We start from the raw sequence: 18,158 nt of genomic DNA on the forward strand, positions 1-18,158 counted from the left end.
GCGGCGAGCGCGGCTCGTTGCGCACGGTTTGCTCGCCGGTGTAAATGGTTTGCATGGCCTGTTTGATCGACGCGACGTCTTTTTCCGGTGCAAGGGTTTGCAGGCTCAGGTCGGTCGGCAGCTCGATATTGACGCTGAGGCGGTCGGCATAGCGACCGGCTTTTTCGATCAGCGCCGGATCGGCGTCGGGGATGGTCTTGAGGTGGATATGACCGCGAAACTCGTGCACCTCGCGCAACAACCGGGCGACCTCGACCAGTTGCTCCATGGTGTAATCCGCAGAGCGGATGATCCCGGAACTCAAAAACAGCCCGCTGACGCAATTGCGACGGTAGAAGTCCAGCGTCAGGGTGACCACTTCTTCGGGCGTGAAGCGCGCACGAGGCACGTCGCTGGAGCGGCGGTTGACGCAGTATTGGCAGTCGTAAAAGCAGAAATTGGTCAACAGGATTTTCAGCAGCGACACGCAACGGCCATCCGGCGTATAGCTATGGCAGATGCCCATGCCGTTGGTGGAACCCAGACCGGATTTGTCCTGCGAGCTGCGCTTGGGTGCTCCACTGCTGGCGCACGACGCATCGTACTTGGCGGCGTCCGCCAGAATGCTGAGCTTGTCGATAAGCTGCATGAAGTACCCCTTTACTGTTTGCATGTACAGTATAGGGTCGGGTGCAGCTCGACAAGTACCGTACAGCGGGCCTTTACGTATCGCTATGGGTTAACGATTTTCAGCGAGAGTGAAGTCTTGTCCGGACGGGCGCACTCAAGGATGAATGTTATTTAATAACATTTGCGCGATCGGTATGTAATACTGTAACAAATAGTTGCAGGTTACTTTCGCGTGAAAACTCCTTTTGCCTCGATAGCAGGCTCCGTGCTGGCCCAATCGGCCTGGAAGCGGGTCCTGTTTTCTCTTGCGGTGCTGATATTGCTCTGGCTGGCCATCGGCTGGTCGGTGGCCATTCCATGAGTGCAGCCATTGCTCTGGAAAACCTTACTGTGGCCTATGAGCGCCGCCCGGCGGTGCACCACATCAGCGGGCGGTTCGAGGCGGGCAGCCTGACGGCCATCGTCGGGCCGAACGGGGCGGGTAAATCGACCTTGATCAAGGCCATCGCTGGCACCATGAAGCCTGCGCAGGGGCGCGTTGACCGTGGCCGCCTGGCGACCCGCACGATCGGCTACCTGCCCCAGGCCGCAGAAATCGATCGCAGTTTTCCGCTGAGCGTCGCCGATACCGTTTCGATGGGGGCCTGGCACAGCATCGGGCCGTTTCGCAGCCTGACACGCAATCATGCGCGATTAACCGGGGAAGCGCTGAGCACGGTCGGCCTGGAGGGTTTTGAAGGGCGCAGCGTCGGTTCGTTGTCGTCCGGCCAGTTCCAGCGGGTGCTGTTTGCCCGATTGCTGCTGCAGGATGCTTCTGTGATTCTGCTCGACGAGCCATTTACCGCCATCGACGCACGCACCACCCGTGATCTGCTGGAGCTGGTGCGCGCCTGGCATGGGCAGGGGCGCACAGTGATCGCGGTCCTGCACGATATCGAACAGGTTCGTCAGCACTTTCCGCAAACCCTGCTGATGGCCCGTGAAGCCATTGCCTGGGGCGAAACCTCGCAAGTGCTCAGCGCCGCCAACCTGCGCAAGGCGCGCAACATAGCCGAGTACTGGAGCCCGGACGCCTTGCTGTGCGATAGCGAGGGCGAGCGCTCATGATGCTCTATAGCCTGGTCGTCGAGCCCTTTATCGAATTCGGCTTCATGCGCCGCGCGCTGGTGGCATGTCTGGCACTGGGGATTGGTTCCGGGCCGGTGGGCGTGCTGTTGATGCTGCGCCGTATGAGTCTGGTGGGCGATGCCATGAGCCATGCGGTGCTTCCCGGCGCGGCGGTGGGCTTCATGGTCGCCGGTCTGTCGTTGCCCGCGATGGGCTTCGGCGGGCTGATCGCCGGGCTGGCAGTGGCTTTGCTGTCAGGGCTGGTGAGCCGACTGACCTCGCTGCGTGAAGACGCCAGTTTTGCCAGCTTTTACCTGACCTCTCTGGCGGCCGGGGTGCTGATCGTTTCGCTGCATGGCTCCAGTGTCGACCTGCTGCATGTGCTGTTCGGCACCATTCTGGCCATTGATGACACGGCTATCTATATGGTCGGCAGCATTGCTTCCTTCACGCTGATTCTGTTGGCGGTGATCTATCGCCCACTGGTGTTGGAATGCTTCGATCCGGGCTTCCTGCGTGCGGTCGGCGGGCGCGGCTCGCTGTACCACGTGTTGTTTCTGTTGCTGGTGGTGCTGAACCTGGTGGCAGGTTTTCAGGCGCTGGGCACCTTGATGGCCGTGGGCATGATGATGCTGCCGGCAACCGCGGCACGTTTCTGGACCAACTCGCTGAGTGGCCTGATGGTGATTTCGACACTGCTGGCGACCTTGTCAGGCCTGATCGGCCTGATCGTTTCCTACCACCTTGGCGTCGCCTCGGGCCCGGCCATCGTGCTTACCGCCAGTGCGTTCTACGGTCTTTCCCTGTTGTTCGGGCGCACGGGAATCGTGCGCCGACTGTTTCCCAAACCTCACCTGGCTAACTGAAAAGGTACGTCATGAAACGATTGATGGTGTTGAGTTCCATAGCTGCACTGGCGCTGTCTGCGTTCGCCAGCCTGGCCCAGGCCAAACCGCTGGAAGCCGTTGCGTCGTTCACGGTCATCGCGGACATGGTCAGTACGGTCGGCGGCGACCGTGTTCACGTAAAGTCCCTGATCGGCCCGAACGGCGACCCGCATGTCTACGAGCCAACGCCAAGTGATGCTCAGGCATTGAAAAATGCCGACCTGGCGTTTGTCAGTGGCCTGCATCTGGAAGGCTGGATGGATCGTCTCATCAAAGCGTCGGGCTACAAGGGCAAGCCGGTAGTGCTCTCTGAAGGGATCAAGACCCGCAGCATGGACGAAGATGGCAAGCGTATTGTCGACCCGCACGCCTGGAACAGCTCCGCCAACGGGGTGATTTATGTGCGTAACATTATCGCCGCGCTGAAGAAAGCCGACCCGGAAGGAGCAAGCGAGTATCAAGCCAATGGCGATCGCTACATCGTCGAGCTGCAACAACTGGACATTTACGCCCGCGATCAGATTCATTCGATTCCGGCCGCCAAGCGCAAGATCCTCACTTCTCATGATGCGTTCGGCTACTTTGGCGATGCCTATGGCGTGACTTTCCTGTCACCGTTGGGCTTGTCTACCGAATCGGAAGCGTCGGCAGCTGATGTCTCGAAACTGATTCGTCAGATCAAGGCCGAGCATGTCAGTGCCTACTTCTTCGAAAACTCCAGCGACCCGCGTCTGGTCAAGCAGATTGCCGAAGCCAGTGGTGCCCAGCCAGGCGGTGAGCTGTATGTCGAAGCCTTGTCGCCAGCCGACGGCCCTGCGTCAACCTACGCGAAGATGTTCCGTTACAACGTCGATACCTTGACTGCGGCAATGAAGCGCAATCAGTAACCTCGAGAGTCGCCAGCCCCTGGGTTTCAGGGGCTGGGCGACTTCAACGTCCCTAGTTATTGAGAAACTTGAACACGGTGGTCTGGGTGTAGGCTTTGCCTGGGTCCAGTCGTGTGCTGGGGAATTTCGGCTGATTGGGCGCATCAGGATAGTGCTGGGTCTCCAGGGTAAAGGCACCCCAGTGCGGGTAGACCTTGCCCGCCTTGCCATGAATGCTGCCATCCAGGAAGTTGCCGGTATACAGCTGTACGCCTGGCTCTGTGGTGAACAGCTGCAGCCTGCGGCCTGATTGCGGGTCGCTGACCTCGGCGGCCAGTTTCTTCACATCACCCTTAGTGTCGAGTACCCAGTTGAAATCAAAACCGCCTTGTTTGGGTTCGGCATATTTCAACTGCTGGTGATCATCCTTTATGTGCTTGCCGAACGCGGTGGGCTTGAGGAAGTCCATCGGCGTGCCAGCGACGGCAGGCAGTTCGCCGGTCGGGATCAGCTTGTCGTTGACCGGTGTGTAGTGCGAAGCGTGCAGGGTGGCGACCTGTTTGAGTACATCACCACTGTGCCTGCACCCGCCAGGTTGAAATAGCTGTGGTTGGTCAGGTTCAGCACTGTCGGCTTGTCAGTGGTGGCGCGGTAGTCAATCTTCAGCTCGTTTTTCTCATTCAGGCTGTAAGTGACTTCAGTTTTCAATGTGCCCGGAAAGCCCATCTCGCCATCCGGCGACACGTAGGTCAGCTTCACGCCGACCGAATCACCGGTCTTGGTTTCTTCTGCCTTCCAGAGTCGTTTGTCAAAACCCTGAGTGCCGCCGTGCAGGGCATTGGTCTTGTCGTTGAGCGGGACCTGGTAGGTCTTGCCATCCAGGCTGAACTTTCCGCCTGCCAGGCGGTTGCCGAATCGGCCGATGGTCGCGCCGAAATAAACCGTGCCGTTGTCTTGGTAGCCCTGAACATCGTCGAAGCCCAGGACGATATCCTCGACCTTTCCGGCCTTGTCAGGCACCAGCAGCGATTGCAGCGTCGCGCCGTAGGTGATGATGCTGGCCTGCACGCCGTGACTGTTGCGCAGGGTGAATTTCTCGACGGCAGTGCCGTCGGGCAGTTGGCCGAAAGTGCTGTGCTCGCTGGAGAGTGCCGCGGCCTGTGCAGTCAAGGTGCTGATCATCAAGGACAGTCCAAGGGTGCTGAGGAGAGCATGTGTTTTCATCTGATCTGCCTGCTTTTATTGTTATTGGTAAGACTATTTGATCGGATTAAAGCCGATGCATGGATTTATAGCCTATAAAATGCCACTTGAAAAATAAATTGTAATACTATTTAGTAGTGCCAGCTTCACTGAAGCCGGTCGATCCGCTGGATGCCTGCGAAACAGGTCGACTGGGCACGCAGGTTGGACAAGACTGCGACGCAAACATCCAAAAAGTGCCTTTACAACAATAACAAAGGACATTTTTCATGAACTGGCTGCCCGTTTCCGAGCACCGTTTCAAGCTTGCCGAGGGCTCCTTCTGGGATGCCGCAGAGCAGGCCTTGTACTGGGTCGACATTGCCGGTTTTCTGGCTTGTCGGCTGGTTGCCGGGGAGTATCGCCAATGGCGCATGCCCGAGCCGGTGTCTGCGTTTATACCGACCGAGCAGGGCGACGCACTGGTGACTCTGGCCAGCGGCGTGTATCGCCTGGACCTCACATCCGAAAAAACTTCACTGGCGTTGTTTTGCGTCGCAGACCCGACCCCTGGCAATCGCGCCAATGAGGCCCGTTGTGACGCGCGTGGCCGCCTGTGGCTGGGCAGCATGCAAAACAATATCGATGCCGAAGGCGAAGACGTACCTTTGGTCCGTCGTTCGGGCGGGCTGTTCCGGGTTGAATCCGACGCCCGCGTGACGCGTTTGCTGGACGGGCAGGGCATCGTCAATACCCTGCTGTGGAATATCGACGGCAGCGTGCTGTACAGCGCCGATACCCTGGACGAAGTGATCTACCAATACCCTGTGCAGGAAGATGGCTCGCTGGGACCACGTCAGGTATGGGCGGCCGAGCAGGGCCAGGGTTCGCCCGACGGCTCGGCAATGGATGCCGAAGGTTATGTATGGAACGCGCGCTGGGGAGGCAGTTGCCTGATCCGCTTTGCCCAAGACGGCAGTGTCGACCGGGTCATCGAGCTGCCCGTCAGCCATCCCACCAGTTGTGTGTTCGGTGGTCCTGACCTTGAGACACTGTATGTCACCAGTGCAGCGCCTGCCGATGCTCATGGACGGTTCGATGGCGCGGTGCTGATGGCGCATGTCGGCGTCAAAGGAACGCTGTGTCAGCGCTTCAGCGGTTGAAAAAATGCCGCGCCGTCGCCTTTTCTGCGGCGGCGTCGCGGTGGGAAATGCAGGAGTGACATTCGGTTACATAGCGGTCATTCATTATATGGTATGACTATTTAATCGGTTCTCGGACGCCTCCGCGTTTGCAACCGCCACCTCGCTGAACGCTGTAGCTATTCAATAAAAATAAGGAGTTAGCTATGTTGAGTCGTCACGGGATTCGTTCCCTGTGCTGTGCCGCCGTCACCACCGCCATTCTGGGCATGAGTGGCATCACCTCCGCTGCTGATGAAGTCAAAATCGGCTTTCTGGTCAAACAGGCTGAAGAGCCATGGTTCCAGACCGAATGGGCGTTTGCTGAAAAGGCAGGCAAGGAGCATGGTTTTACCGTGCTCAAGATTGCCGTGCCAGATGGTGAAAAGACCCTTTCCGCTATCGACAGCCTGGCCGCCAACGGTGCCAAGGGCTTTGTGATCTGCCCGCCTGATGTCTCTCTGGGCCCTGCAATCGTGGCCAAGGCCAAGGCGCTCGGTTTGAAAGTCATGGCCGTGGACGATCGTTTTGTCGACGCCAAAGGCAACTTCATGGAGGACGTGCCATATCTGGGCATGGCAGCCTTTGAAGTGGGCCAGAAGCAAGGTGCCGCGATGGCCACCGAAGCGAAGAACCGCAAGTGGGATGAGGGCGGGTGGAAAGGCACCTACGCGATCATCAACACTTACAACGAGCTGGACACCGGTAAGAAACGCACTGACGGTTCGGTGAAGGCGCTAGAAGAGGCCGGTTTGCCGAAAGACCACATCCTGTTCACCGCGCAGAAAACTCTTGATGTACCAGGCAGCATGGACGCCACCAACTCGGCGCTGCCAAAACTGCCTGGCGATGCGAAAAACCTGATCATCGGCGGCATGAACGACAACACTGTTCTGGGGGGCGTACGCGCAACGGCGAGCAATGGTTTCAGCGCGAAAAACGTTATCGGGATCGGCATCAACGGCACCGATGCCATTGATGAGCTGAAGAAAAAAGAGAGTGGCTTCTTTGGCTCCATGCTGCCAAGCCCGGACAAGGAAGGCTACAACACCGCGCTGTATATGTATAAGTGGGTCACCGAGGGCGTTGAACCGCCTAAATATACCGCTATGGACGATGTGACACTGATCACCCGCGCCAACTTCCAGGAAGTATTGACCAAGATCGGTCTGTGGAAGTGAGTTGACTGATGGGCCTGATTTTCAGGCCCCTCACACGTGCGAGGAGGTTGGTTTCATGCAACAGGCTATCGAGCAAACATCCATAAACGGTGCCTTGCGCTTCAATGGCATCGGCAAGGTCTTCCCCGGCGTAAAGGCGCTTTCGGACATCAGCTTCGAAGCGCGCCCCGGCAGTGTTCACGCCTTGATGGGCGAGAACGGTGCCGGTAAATCCACGCTGCTGAAAATCCTCGGCGGCTCTTATCAGCCCAATAGCGGCACCTTGCAGATCGGTGAGCAGAGCTACCAGTTCAAATCCACCGCCGAGAGTATTGCGGCGGGTGTGGCGGTGATTCACCAGGAATTGCATCTGGTGCCGGAAATGACCGTCGCCGAGAACCTGCTGCTTGGGCACATGCCCAATCGTTTTGGTTTGATCAATCGCGGTGCGATGTACCGTCGGGCAGGTGAGCTGCTCAAAGGCCTGGCTGACGAAATCGACCCGCGCACTCGCCTGGGTGATCTTTCACTGGGCCAGCGGCAATTGGTGGAGATCGCCAAGGCCATGTCACGCAATGCGCACGTCATCGCCTTTGACGAACCCACCAGCAGCCTGTCGGCACGTGAAATTGACCGGTTGATGGCGATTATCGTGCGGCTGCGCGACGAGGGGCGGGTGGTTCTCTACGTGTCTCATCGCATGGAAGAAATCTTCCGTGTCTGTGATGCCGTAACAGTGTTCAAGGACGGTCGTTTTGTAAAAACCTTTGAGCAGATGGCTGATCTGGATCATGACCGGCTGGTGACCTGCATGGTGGGCCGGGATATTCAGGACATCTACAATTATCGTCCGCGCCAGCATCAAGGGCCTAGCCTGCGAGTGACCGGGTTACTGGGGCCGGGGCTGCACGAACCCGTGAGTTTTGCCGTAGAGAAAGGTGAAGTGCTGGGTTTCTTCGGGCTGGTGGGCGCCGGGCGTACCGAGCTGTTCCGTCTGCTGTCGGGGTTGACGCGCAGCACGGCAGGCACGTTGCAGCTGGACGGCAAACCATTGACGCTCAAGTCCCCACGCGATTCGATCGAAGCAGGCATTCTGCTCTGCCCGGAGGACCGCAAGAAGGAAGGTATCGTGCCGCTGTCCAGCGTCGCGGAGAACATCAACATCGGTGCACGGCCCCGGCATGTGAATCTTGGCTGCCTGATTCAGGGCCGCTGGGAGCGCGACAACGCACGCAGCCAGATCAAGTCGATGAACGTCAAGACACCATCGCCCGAGCAACAGATCATGTTCCTCTCCGGCGGCAATCAGCAGAAGGCGATTCTCGGTCGCTGGCTGTCGATGCCGATGAAGGTCCTGTTGCTGGACGAGCCCACCCGCGGGATTGACGTCGGTGCCAAGTCCGAGATCTACGAGATCATTCACAACCTGGCCGCCGACGGGATTGCGGTCATTGTGGTGTCCAGTGACCTGATGGAAGTCATGGGTATTTCCGACCGCATTCTGGTGATGAGCGAAGGCGCGATCACTGGTGAACTCAACCGCGATGAGGCTGATGAATCGCGACTCCTGCAATTGGCTCTGCCTCGCACGCGCAGCTGATAACCGGTCCCCTGACCATGAACAATAATAAAGAGGTGCATATGTCTACCGAATCCAGCCTGCAGGCTCCCCGTCAGGGCATGAACCTGCGTCGTTTTGCCGATGACTGGGTGATGCTCCTGGCTGCCGTGGGAATCTTCCTGCTGTGCGCCGTGTTCATCGACAACTTCATGTCACCGCTGAACATGCGGGGGCTAGGCCTTGCGATTTCCACCGTGGGCATTGCTGCCTGCACCATGCTCTTTTGTCTGGCGTCCGGGCACTTCGACCTTTCGGTCGGTTCGGTGCTGGCCTGTTCCGGGGTCATCGCCGGGATTGTTATCCGCGACACCGACAGCGTGTTTCTCGGTGTTTCCGCCGCGCTGGCGCTGGGGCTGGTGGTTGGTCTGATCAATGGCATCGTGATTGCCAAGCTGCGCATCAATGCCCTGATCACGACCCTTGCGACCATGCAGATCGTGCGCGGCCTTGCGTATATCTTCTCCAACGGCAAGGCCGTCGGCGTCTCCAACGAGGATTTCTTCATCTTCGGCAATGGCCAGATATATGGCGTGCCGGTGCCGATCCTGATAACCATCGCCTGCTTCATATTCTTCGGCTGGTTGCTCAACTACACCACCTACGGGCGCAACACCATGGCCATCGGTGGCAACCAGGAAGCTGCATTGCTGGCGGGTGTGCATGTTGATCGCACCAAGATCATCATCTTCGCGGTTCACGGGCTTGTCGGGGCACTGGCTGGCGTGGTGCTGGCTTCGCGTATGACCTCGGGGCAGCCAATGATCGGTCAGGGCTTCGAGCTGACCATCATCTCGGCGTGCGTACTGGGCGGTGTTTCGCTGAGCGGCGGCATCGGCATGATTCGCCATGTAATCGCTGGTGTGCTGATTCTGGCGATCATCGAGAATGCGATGAACCTGAAGAATATCGATACGTTCTACCAATACGTGATTCGCGGTACGATTCTGTTGCTGGCGGTGATCATCGACCGACTGAAACGTCGCTGAACCTGTTGGCCGCTGTTATGGCATTGCTGTTTAGTCGCGAGGGCATGAGCGACAGGGATGGAGATGCAAGTAGCGGCTGAGTTCAGGGGGCTGATCACTTGCAGAGTGGACAGGTAACAACGGTATTGTTCTATAACAGTGCAGCCGCAAAGTGACTACTTTGCGGCTGTTTTTTAACCGGTGCTTTTAGCCGCGAGGCGGGCAAGGGAGGCCGGTATCGTCGCAGGCGGTGTTGATACGTAAGCCGTTTTTCAGCCTCGTCGCTACTTGCAGTGGTGCAGATGTGGTGCGGGTGGCTTCAGTCTTGCCGGCCTCTTGCACGAGCGCGTGTTTGCCATCGACAGCTGGTGCGGTTTGTATACCGGTGGCGGCAAATGCCGTGCCCTGCAGGCCGATGATTGCAATGGTTGTCACAACGAGAGCTTTCAATGCGGACTTTGCTGTTACTCGGTTCATGATGTTTTCTCTGCGTGGCTTAATGATGGGGTGGCTACAAATAACTGCATTGAAGTTTCTGAATAGCAGGTTATTGGTCACGTGAATAATGTATATTTTTTTTATGACGGTAAGGCTGTTTTTTTGGCCTGTGAAAAAAATTTAACTTAGCGTGCTTATTAATAGTGTCGCACCGTTAATCTCATGATGTTTCTCATGCCATTCATGACGCTGAAGTTATAGAGGCTTGCTGTCGAATTTACCGGTACTGCACTAGCCGAGTCCGGAAATCCAGCTCCGCTCTAGTGCCTGGCGTCGGCATCGACTCCAGGGTCAGCGTCCACCGAAATCGTTCGCAGATGCGCCGCACCAGAAAAAGCCCCAGGCCTTTCCCGGTGCCCGCTCTGGTCGAGTTTCTCAGCATAGACAGGTAGTGGAGGGACGCCTGCGCAGTGTCGAAGCCTTCGCCCGAGTCGGTCACGCTCAATACACCGTCCTTGAGGCGTACGGTGATTGTTCCGTCATAGGTGTTTTCGGCAGCGTTACGCAACAGGTTGCCGATGGCAATGCGTAACATCGCCTCGGGCACTTGCAGGCAAAGCGTCTGGTGGATGTGCACCGAAAACTGCACGGGTTTGCCGTCCAGAAGGTGTTGGTGGTCCTTGACCAGGCCGGGCAACAGGCGGTCCAGCTCGACGGGGTCGTCCGGCGCTGAGGACATGGGCTCGCGCGACAAATACAGCAGCGCGACCATGATCTCGGTCAGGTTATCCACGGTTGCCCGCATGCGTTGAATCGGTGGCGCTGCACACGCGGGTAGCGCTTGCCTGGCCAGCACATCCAGCGCGCCGCTGATCACCGCGATCGGCGTACGAAACTCATGACTGGCCTGATCGAGAAGGGCGCGTTCCCGGGCCATGAATTGCTCGACCCGTTCCAGATGTGCGTTTATACCGCAGGCAATGTCTTTGAGTTCTTCCTGGTCGTATTGCACTGGCAGGCGTTGCGAAAGGTTTTCCGGATCGAGTTGCTTCATGCCTAGCGCAAGCGCCTGAACCGGGCGGTGCAGGCGCACAGCCTATGCCCCTCCAGCGGGAACATGCAGCCTTATCAACTGCACTGGGTTCGCGATCCTGGGCTCAAAGCGAATTTGGCGGTCGCTTGCAACGGCCAGAAAGCTGCAGCATCAGCGGCCGAGCTCATCGTGATCGTGGCGAGTCCTGCGCTGGGGTTGCGTACAGCCAACGCACAACTCGACCACGTTGAAGGTTCGTCTGTGTTGGGAACAGATTCGAAGGCCTACTACCGCAAACAGATAGGTATGTTTCAGAAGGTTCTCGGAGTGGGATCTTCTGTCTTGTGGTCGCCGATTGTTGCGCTTGCAGCGCTGATCCGACCGACCCTCTCGCTACTCCCCATCGGCCATATCGGCGGTCGGCAACGGGCGGCACGCAATGCCATCTTCGCAGCTCAAACCATCATGCCTGGCGCAGCCGCGAAGGGCATCGATACGTGCCCGATGGAAGGATTTTCAGGCGCGAAAGTTGCCAAACTTCTCCAGCTGCCAGGTGGTGCCGTCATACCGCTGGTTATCGCTCTTGGCTATCGAGCAGACGATGCAAGAATCGAAGAGCGGTGGCGCAATCCGATTTCAGACATCGTCGTTACACACTGAAGTAAAGCCTGACTCACGCGCGTGGCATGCATCACAAATGCCGTTCAGCGCGGGTGTGAAACCAGCACTGAACTGCCTAATCGGGTCAGTCCATAAAGCGCGGCTCCGACAGCGAGCATCATGCCGGCACGCAACCAGGTTTCAGGGCCTTGCTGGGTCAGCAAAAGCAGGCAGGAAAGAATCGCCAATACCGGAATGACCCAGTGAACCTGAAAATGGCCGGCGTCGACCTTGTCGCGCTTGAGCACCAGAACCGCGATATTGACGCTGAGAAACACGAACAGCAGCAATAACACCACGGTTTCAGCGAGCGTGGTGAGGGTGCTGGTAAAGGACAGCGCGATGGCAACCACTGTGGTTGCGAAAATGGCCACGCCGGGTGTGCGCCGTTGAGGCAGAACCGAGCCCATCACAGCAGGCAACAGCCCTTCACGAGCCATCCCGAAGGTCAGTCTGCTGGCCATGATCATGGTCAGCAGTGCGCCATTGGCAACCGCAATCAGCGCGATCACCGCGAACCATGGGGCAGGTATCCCCAACCCTGAAGCACTGACGACATCCATCAGCGGGGCCTGCGAAGCTTTCAACTGTTCGACGGGCAGCACCATGGCCGCGCCCACGCCGACCAGCATATAAACCGCGCCTGCAATGAGCAGCGCACCGAATAGCGCCCGTGGATAAACCCTGCGCACATCCTTGATCTCTTCGGCCAGGTTGGCAGACGTTTCAAAGCCCACAAATGAATAAAATGCCAGTAGCGATGCGGCAAGAATCGCGGTGGCGGGTGAGTTCGTGTCCAGTTCGAATACACGTTGCGGCACACCATTGCCCTGACTGACAAACCAGACTGCGGCCGCAATCACCACTCAATCAGGGTCATTACCAGATTGGCCGACAACGACTCCTTGATGCCACGCGCATTCAACAGCGCAACAATCACCAGAAAGCCCACACATACCCACTGCGCCGGCCAGCTCACCAATGCCTGGAAATAGTCGCCGGCAAACGCGACCGCCAGCCCGGCAGCACTGGGACACCTGCCGCCACCATGGAAAAACCGACCAGAAACGACAGCAGTGGCTTGCCAAAGGCTTTTTCGGCGTACACCGCCGCACCGCCCGCACGAGGGTATTTAGTCACCAGTTCCGCGTAGGATGCAGCGGTCAGCAAGGCGAAGCACAGGGCAATCAGCAGGGGTGCCCAGATGGCTCCGCCGACCCGTCCGGCGATGGTGCCTGCCAATGCATAGACGCCAGACCCCAGCACGTCACCGAGGATGAACAGTGTCAGCATCGGTGCCGTGATTGCCCGGCGCAGCGACGGAGTTTCGGGAGGAGTGGCCATGGTGAAAGAATCCTTTCTCGGCAGTTACAGGAGGTCTGTAAGGAAGATCGTGATGGTCCGGGTAAATTCAACGTGATCGCGAGAGGCCCGGATCAGCGGTGCTTTTTGCCGGAACAGGCATTTGAATAACCACTGCACTTGAACATGCAGCATGAACCAAGAGGCTTTTTCAGGGTCCTATCTGGGCCTTGAAATTCATGGCGTGCCTTTTCCTTTTCGAGTCTGTGTTCATGCCTGAATCGCACCGTTATTTCTGGCGCATGTGCGTGTACCTCGTGCCTCTGCTGCCCATGTACGCCAGCCATGCCAGTGCCAGTGACGAGCGACAACTGGTCCAGGCCATCAACGATTTTCGGGGGCAACCTCAGCGCTGCGAAGCACGGATGACAAAAATCTCCAGAGCGCTGACGCTCAACACCAGCGTAGCGTTGCCGATCAATTTCGCTGGCAGTTCACGTGATGCGCTCAAGGCATCCGGTTACCAGGCGGTCACCGTCCGGACCATACGACTTGCGGGTGCGCAGAGCGCTGGTGAGGCATTCGGCATGCTCGAAAAACGCTATTGCGGCGCTTTGCTTGACCCGCAATACGCCGACATCGGTATCACTCGCGAGCGTGGCGACTGGCGTGTGGTATTGGCGAAACCGTTGATCGACGAAAGCCTGGAAGATGTACGCTCGGCTGGCCGCATACTTCTGGCGCAGGTCAATGCCGCGCGAGCCAAGCCGCGCATGTGTGGCAAGCAGCCGTTTCCTTCGGCCAGACCGCTGAGCTGGAACACGACCCTGGAAATGGCTGCACAGGGGCACAGCCAGTCGATGGCCAGCGAGAATTACTTCACGCATCGCGGCTTTGATAACGATTCACCGGCAGATCGCGCCCGTGCGGCAGGTTACGGCGGACGGCAGATCGGTGAAAACATCGCAGCAGGGCAGAGCACCGCCAGCAAGGCAATGGCCAGCTGGCTGGCCAGCCCGGGACATTGCGCCAACCTGATGAACCCGATGTTTACCGAGGTCGGCGCGGCCTATGCGACGGCTACCAACGCCGATTACGGTGTGTACTGGACCATGCTGTTTGGCGCTCCCTGATCAACCGAAAAGCCGCCTGAACGGCGGCTTGTCGAACATGCATGAATGGCTCAGACCTTCGAGCCGCTCCAGCGCGGTGCTTCTCTCAATTCGTCACGCTTCTGTTGAACCGGCGATTTGTGTGGCTCGCCGTATTCCACGTGTAACGTGTCATCAAGGCGGTTGGTGGAAGAGCCGCCTTCCTGCGGCGTTTCGTCGAAATGCTTCCACTCGGCACTCTGGAAGCGGAACAGGCTGTCGTCTTCAGGCGCTTCGCGTTCGCGATAGTGGTGGATCGAGTAGTGTGCATATTCGACCTTGTCGCCCCAGTCGGACTGCAGCAAACCGTCTGCCGCCAGATCGCGATACCAGTCGTTTTCCTTTTCGGATGCTTTCTGCTTTTTGTTATGGTCGACGAAATAGCCAATGATCCCGCCAACGACAGCAATCACAACGCCGACGAGGAAGAATGGCCCGGCCAGCGCGGTGGCCGCCGCGCCGCCTGCACCCACCAGCGCCGCAGTTCCCAGTACGCCGGCTGACGCGCCGAAGGCGCCGCCGGCAATTTGCAGGCCGCCTGCGGCCTGAGCGAGCTTGTCGCCTGACTTCACGCCGTCCTTGATGGTGAATGCACCCAGTACGATATCGGCAAAACCACCAGCCAGATCCGTTGCAGGCCCCAGCACTTTGACGACCGAGCCCGCGATTTTATTGGCAGTTCCAGAGGGCAGTTTGGCCCCTGAAGCCTGCACGGCGTCATCCAGCCGCTGGGTGATGCCGCCCATGGCCTGGCGTTCCGCTTCTGCACCGCCAGCCATGTCGCCCAGCGTCGAATTGAGCCGATATTCATCAGTCGCATCCAGTGCGGTGCGGATCTCGCTCAGGTTGCTTGCGGAAATGCCGCTGACCCTGACTTCCTTGGCCTTGCCAAAGCTTTCCTTGCCCCAGATCTCCGGTAACGTCTTGTCCAGCCCCAGCATGTCCACCAGGCCGCCTTTGCCCATCAGGTCGCCAACCTGATCAGCCAGACGTACGAAATGGCTGGCACCGCCGGCAAAGCTCAGAAAGTCCTTGGCAATGCCCAGGCGCTGAATCGGTGTCTCGCCTAGCTTGCCGCCGTTGCCGACCAGTTGATAAATCGCCGAGAACAGCGACACGCCTGCTGCAACGGAGCCCATGACGCCTTTGCTATTGAGCGTATTGAAGATTTCGCCCAGTTTGCCGCGATCAGCGACCGGTATGTAGGGTTTGGAAAGGGCTGTCTTGATGTCTGCTTCGCTGACCTTGCCGTTTTTCTGATAGGCATCACCGACCTCCTTGAGCGCTTTGGCGATGTCTGCGAGCTTGGCGTTGCCCACGACACCTTCCTGAAGGAATTTTTCGAAGGTGGGCTGCAGGAAGCGCGGCATATCGACCAGAAAGCCCTTGAGCTCTGCCTTGAGCAGGCCGAACAGGTCCTTGGTGGCGAGGGCGTTATTCTCGTCGCTGATCTTCGACGGGTCGGCGACCAGATCGTTGAGATCGCTGGTCAAACCGTCGGCCTGAATAGACTGTGCCGCCTTGCTGGCGCCTTCTGGATCGACCAGCGCAAGTGAGGACAAGGTGTCGCTCAGGTCTTTCTGCGCCTCTTGGCCAAGGCCCTGCTTTTTCAGGTCCTTGAGGTAAAGTACGTAATCGGGATTGGCGGTGAGGTCGAGCAGCTTCTGCTTGATTTCGTCCTTGTTGGGCACTTTGCCCAGTGCATCGGTCATCTTGCTCTGGTAGTCCTGCTGCACGGTAGGATCAGAGAACAGTGTGGTCAGTTGTTCTTGCAGCTTGCCGCCATCGATGATGTCGTGCATGTCGGCCGAACTGAGTTGGGTCTGTTTGCTGTCGAATTCGCGCCAGGTGCCGCCGAAAGCGCCTTTGGCCTCTTCATAACCGGTCAGGCCGCGACCGTTGTCATAAGCAGCCTGCGCCTCGATTGCCCTGACCAGTTTTGCGCGAGGGTCATCCTTGGCAATATCCCCTTTGTTCACACCGTCGCGGTATTGGTCGAGCAGTTCCTTGGTCGCCAGTTCGCCGACGTTCAGCTCTTCGGAATTCTCGTCATCCTTGTCGGCTTTCACGCCGGTTTTCTGCCCCATCAGATCCAGCTCGGCCACGGGCGGCAAGTTATGCCGACTGCGGGTTTCACCGATATTGCCGGTGCCCAGCTCATTCCATTTTTCCACCACGTCATCGTACAACTGCGGGCTGGAATCCTTGGAGACGATGAACTTGCCATCGCCGTTCTCGAAACGAATCAGACCCGCGCCCAATTCGTCCGGTGAACCGATGGTTATGTCCTGATTCTTCAAAAAGTCATGAGGCTCTGCCAACGTGTAACCTTCTTCCCGGCTGCTGTTGATCTTGTTCCAGGCGTCATGGAGGGTGGTTACTTTGTCAAATAGTTCAGGGGTCAATGCTTCAGTGACGACAATCCGCTCACCGCTCTGATTCTGATAGCTGATCTGGCTTCCTTCCTGGCCAGACACCCAAGTGAACTGTGTAATGTCGTTCAAGCTGGGAATGGGGGTGTTGCGGTCAGCAAGAATCTGCCCTTCGTTGACTGCTGTTTCCATCGCAGCTCTTTTTTGCGGGTCCGACACTATGGTTTGCAGCGCTGCCAGATAATCGAACAACTTCGGATTGTCGTCACGGGTGACCACAACCTTCTCTCCGTTGTGCTCGTAACGGATAGTGTCCGGGCCGACCTCATTCAACGGGCCGACGGTGGTGCCGAATACGGGTGGCCATACTTCGTTGTCACCCGCCCTGCGATAACCTTGCGCTTCGCTCGTGTTCAGCCCGGTCAGGGTATTGAAAGCGTCTTTGGCCGCGCTGTACAGCTCAGGATTGTCGCTCTTGGCCACGACGATTTTATTGCCGTCACGGTCGACATAACGCATCACGCCCGGCCCGACTTCATCCACTGGGCCGACCACTGCAAAGCCTGCAATGTTTTCCGGCGGCTTTTCGTCCGCGCCTGCCACCCTGTAGCCTTCGCGCTGACTGCTGCCTACGCCGGATAGCGATTTGAAATCCGATGCCACCTGTTTGAAGTGTTCCGGGTTCTGTTGCTGCGAAACGATGACCTTGCTGCCATCGGCGGCTTCATAGCGAATCAGCCCCGGCCCCATTTCGTCCGGTGCTCCGATACGGGCATAGCCGCTCAGCGTCGCTGGCGCGGCAGCATCAGCTCTGGCTGGGGAGTAGCCAGCAGCCACACTGGCCCTGAAACCTGCCACTCGGGGTTGGTCTTCGACGACCTGACGATAGAGCTCCGGGCTGGTGGATTTGCTTACCAGTACCTGATCACCTTCCTGGGTGATGTAGCGCACTGTGTCAGCCGCCACAGTGCCGGGCTTTTCTATCGATGCGTAACTGCCCAGCGCAGGTGCCTTTTCGTCTGCGCCCGCTGGCCGGTATTGGCCGCCGTTGCGGTTGCTGGTCTGCAGCACCTGGTTGAATCGCGTTCGGGCATTCGTGCCCGGTGCGGGGGGCGGAAGAGGGCCAGGCGCCGGGCTGATCGTGGACGTCGACATAGCATATAACTCCTGTTGTTAACCGCTGGACGTGGAGCAGGCGACTCAATAATTGAGTGCCGCGAGGCGAACGAAACCCTGTGTTCAATGACGAACTCTTTATTCGTGTGAATAGTTTGAACGGCGTCTCGTTTTCAAATCAAAAGAACAGGGCTTATGGGTCGACACTATCATTCCGACAAGTGAAGTGGCGGATCGCTAATCTCTTTTCACAACAATTCACACGCGTCGATAAATAATAAAGGCTCTGGCGAACACCCCGTAAACGTTGGAGCCCCGTCTCGTGGTACATAAAGAATTAATATCACCAGAAATAAACCAGAAATAAATATCACTTTGATATCTCTGTGGATTTGCGGTATTAATTCGTTGTGAAATCTGATTTCACAACGTTTCACAGCATCGAACAAGTTTCGCTGATTACTATTAATTGGCAGCGCGGCAAATAGCTTAGGGAGACGCTGAACAA

Annotated in this window: 14 protein-coding genes and 3 pseudogenes; 10 read left to right on the forward strand and 7 right to left on the reverse strand. The window is 57.8% G+C overall.

What is annotated here, in order from left to right; translation table 11 throughout:
• Window positions 1-628, reverse strand: a 628-nt coding sequence (locus ALO64_RS26395) for a radical SAM protein (protein WP_235805007.1), incomplete at its 3' end; no start/stop codon positions are given.
• A 213-nt stretch (window positions 629-841) separates the two neighbouring features.
• Between ALO64_RS26395 and ALO64_RS26555 the strand changes: the two genes are divergently transcribed.
• Genes ALO64_RS26555 through ALO64_RS16500 form a run of 4 tightly spaced genes read left to right on the forward strand, consistent with a single transcriptional unit; the run spans window position 842 to window position 3,490 of the window.
• On the forward strand, window positions 842-970 hold the full coding sequence (locus ALO64_RS26555; protein WP_002553552.1) for a hypothetical protein: 129 nt from the start codon (window positions 842-844) through the stop codon (window positions 968-970).
• Window positions 967-1,716 carry a zinc ABC transporter ATP-binding protein AztA gene (gene aztA, locus ALO64_RS16490; protein ID WP_044344387.1) on the forward strand — a complete coding sequence of 250 codons (750 nt, stop codon included), beginning with the start codon at window positions 967-969 and terminating at the stop codon, window positions 1,714-1,716. The genes ALO64_RS26555 and aztA overlap by 4 nt, the downstream gene beginning before the upstream one ends.
• Window positions 1,713-2,582 (forward strand): metal ABC transporter permease, encoded by an 870-nt coding sequence (locus ALO64_RS16495; RefSeq protein ID WP_002553554.1) that lies wholly within the window; start codon window positions 1,713-1,715, stop codon window positions 2,580-2,582. Before aztA ends, ALO64_RS16495 begins: the two co-directional genes overlap by 4 nt.
• An 11-nt stretch (window positions 2,583-2,593) precedes the next feature.
• Window positions 2,594-3,490, forward strand: coding sequence for a metal ABC transporter substrate-binding protein (locus tag ALO64_RS16500; protein ID WP_044344388.1), 897 nt, complete (start codon window positions 2,594-2,596; stop codon window positions 3,488-3,490).
• 52 nt (window positions 3,491-3,542) lie between these two features.
• Here ALO64_RS16500 and ALO64_RS16505 read toward each other — a convergent pair.
• Window positions 3,543-4,693, reverse strand: a pseudogene (locus ALO64_RS16505) (aldose epimerase family protein).
• A gap of 248 nt (window positions 4,694-4,941) precedes the next feature.
• Between ALO64_RS16505 and ALO64_RS16510 the strand changes: the two are divergent.
• The 4 genes from ALO64_RS16510 to araH all read left to right on the forward strand — a co-directional run bounded on the left by ALO64_RS16510 (window position 4,942) and on the right by araH (window position 9,599).
• A complete protein-coding gene (locus ALO64_RS16510; RefSeq protein WP_002553557.1) occupies window positions 4,942-5,814 on the forward strand; it encodes an SMP-30/gluconolactonase/LRE family protein in 873 nt (290 codons plus the stop codon).
• 185 nt (window positions 5,815-5,999) lie between these two features.
• On the forward strand, window positions 6,000-7,013 hold the full coding sequence (locus ALO64_RS16515) for a substrate-binding domain-containing protein (protein ID WP_003410036.1): 1,014 nt from the start codon (window positions 6,000-6,002) through the stop codon (window positions 7,011-7,013).
• A gap of 55 nt (window positions 7,014-7,068) precedes the next feature.
• Complete coding sequence (gene araG, locus ALO64_RS16520; protein WP_044344389.1) at window positions 7,069-8,592, forward strand: L-arabinose ABC transporter ATP-binding protein AraG; 1,524 nt, start codon at window positions 7,069-7,071, stop codon at window positions 8,590-8,592.
• Window positions 8,593-8,633: 41 nt separating this feature from the next.
• Window positions 8,634-9,599 (forward strand): L-arabinose ABC transporter permease AraH, encoded by a 966-nt coding sequence (gene araH / locus ALO64_RS16525; RefSeq protein ID WP_004664988.1) that lies wholly within the window; start codon window positions 8,634-8,636, stop codon window positions 9,597-9,599.
• Between the two features lie 186 nt (window positions 9,600-9,785).
• Here araH and ALO64_RS16530 read toward each other — a convergent pair whose 3' ends face one another.
• On the reverse strand, window positions 9,786-10,028 hold the full coding sequence (locus ALO64_RS16530; protein ID WP_005733063.1) for a hypothetical protein: 243 nt from the start codon (window positions 10,026-10,028) through the stop codon (window positions 9,786-9,788).
• A gap of 265 nt (window positions 10,029-10,293) precedes the next feature.
• A pseudogene (locus ALO64_RS16535) lies at window positions 10,294-11,109 on the reverse strand (sensor histidine kinase); the annotation flags it as partial.
• Between the two features lie 24 nt (window positions 11,110-11,133).
• On the opposite strand from ALO64_RS16535, the gene ALO64_RS16540 reads away from it, so the two are divergent.
• The gene (locus ALO64_RS16540) at window positions 11,134-11,709 is read left to right on the forward strand and encodes a nitroreductase family protein (RefSeq protein WP_044344393.1); all 576 of its coding nucleotides are present in this window, start codon (window positions 11,134-11,136) and stop codon (window positions 11,707-11,709) included.
• Between the two features lie 44 nt (window positions 11,710-11,753).
• Here the strand turns inward: ALO64_RS16540 and ALO64_RS16545 are convergent.
• Window positions 11,754-13,053: pseudogene (locus ALO64_RS16545) on the reverse strand (APC family permease).
• Between the two features lie 230 nt (window positions 13,054-13,283).
• On the opposite strand from ALO64_RS16545, the gene ALO64_RS16550 reads away from it, so the two are divergent.
• The gene (locus ALO64_RS16550; RefSeq protein ID WP_044344394.1) at window positions 13,284-14,144 is read left to right on the forward strand and encodes a CAP domain-containing protein; all 861 of its coding nucleotides are present in this window, start codon (window positions 13,284-13,286) and stop codon (window positions 14,142-14,144) included.
• Window positions 14,145-14,194: 50 nt separating this feature from the next.
• Here ALO64_RS16550 and ALO64_RS16555 read toward each other — a convergent pair whose 3' ends face one another.
• The gene (locus ALO64_RS16555) at window positions 14,195-17,689 is read right to left on the reverse strand and encodes a hypothetical protein (RefSeq protein ID WP_044344391.1); all 3,495 of its coding nucleotides are present in this window, start codon (window positions 17,687-17,689) and stop codon (window positions 14,195-14,197) included.
• A gap of 209 nt (window positions 17,690-17,898) precedes the next feature.
• On the reverse strand, window positions 17,899-18,158 hold a 260-nt coding region (locus ALO64_RS25985; RefSeq protein WP_217996277.1), incomplete at its 5' end, for a hypothetical protein.

Origin of the sequence: Pseudomonas meliae, assembly GCF_001400515.1 — a bacterium.
GTDB lineage: Bacteria > Pseudomonadota > Gammaproteobacteria > Pseudomonadales > Pseudomonadaceae > Aquipseudomonas > Aquipseudomonas amygdali.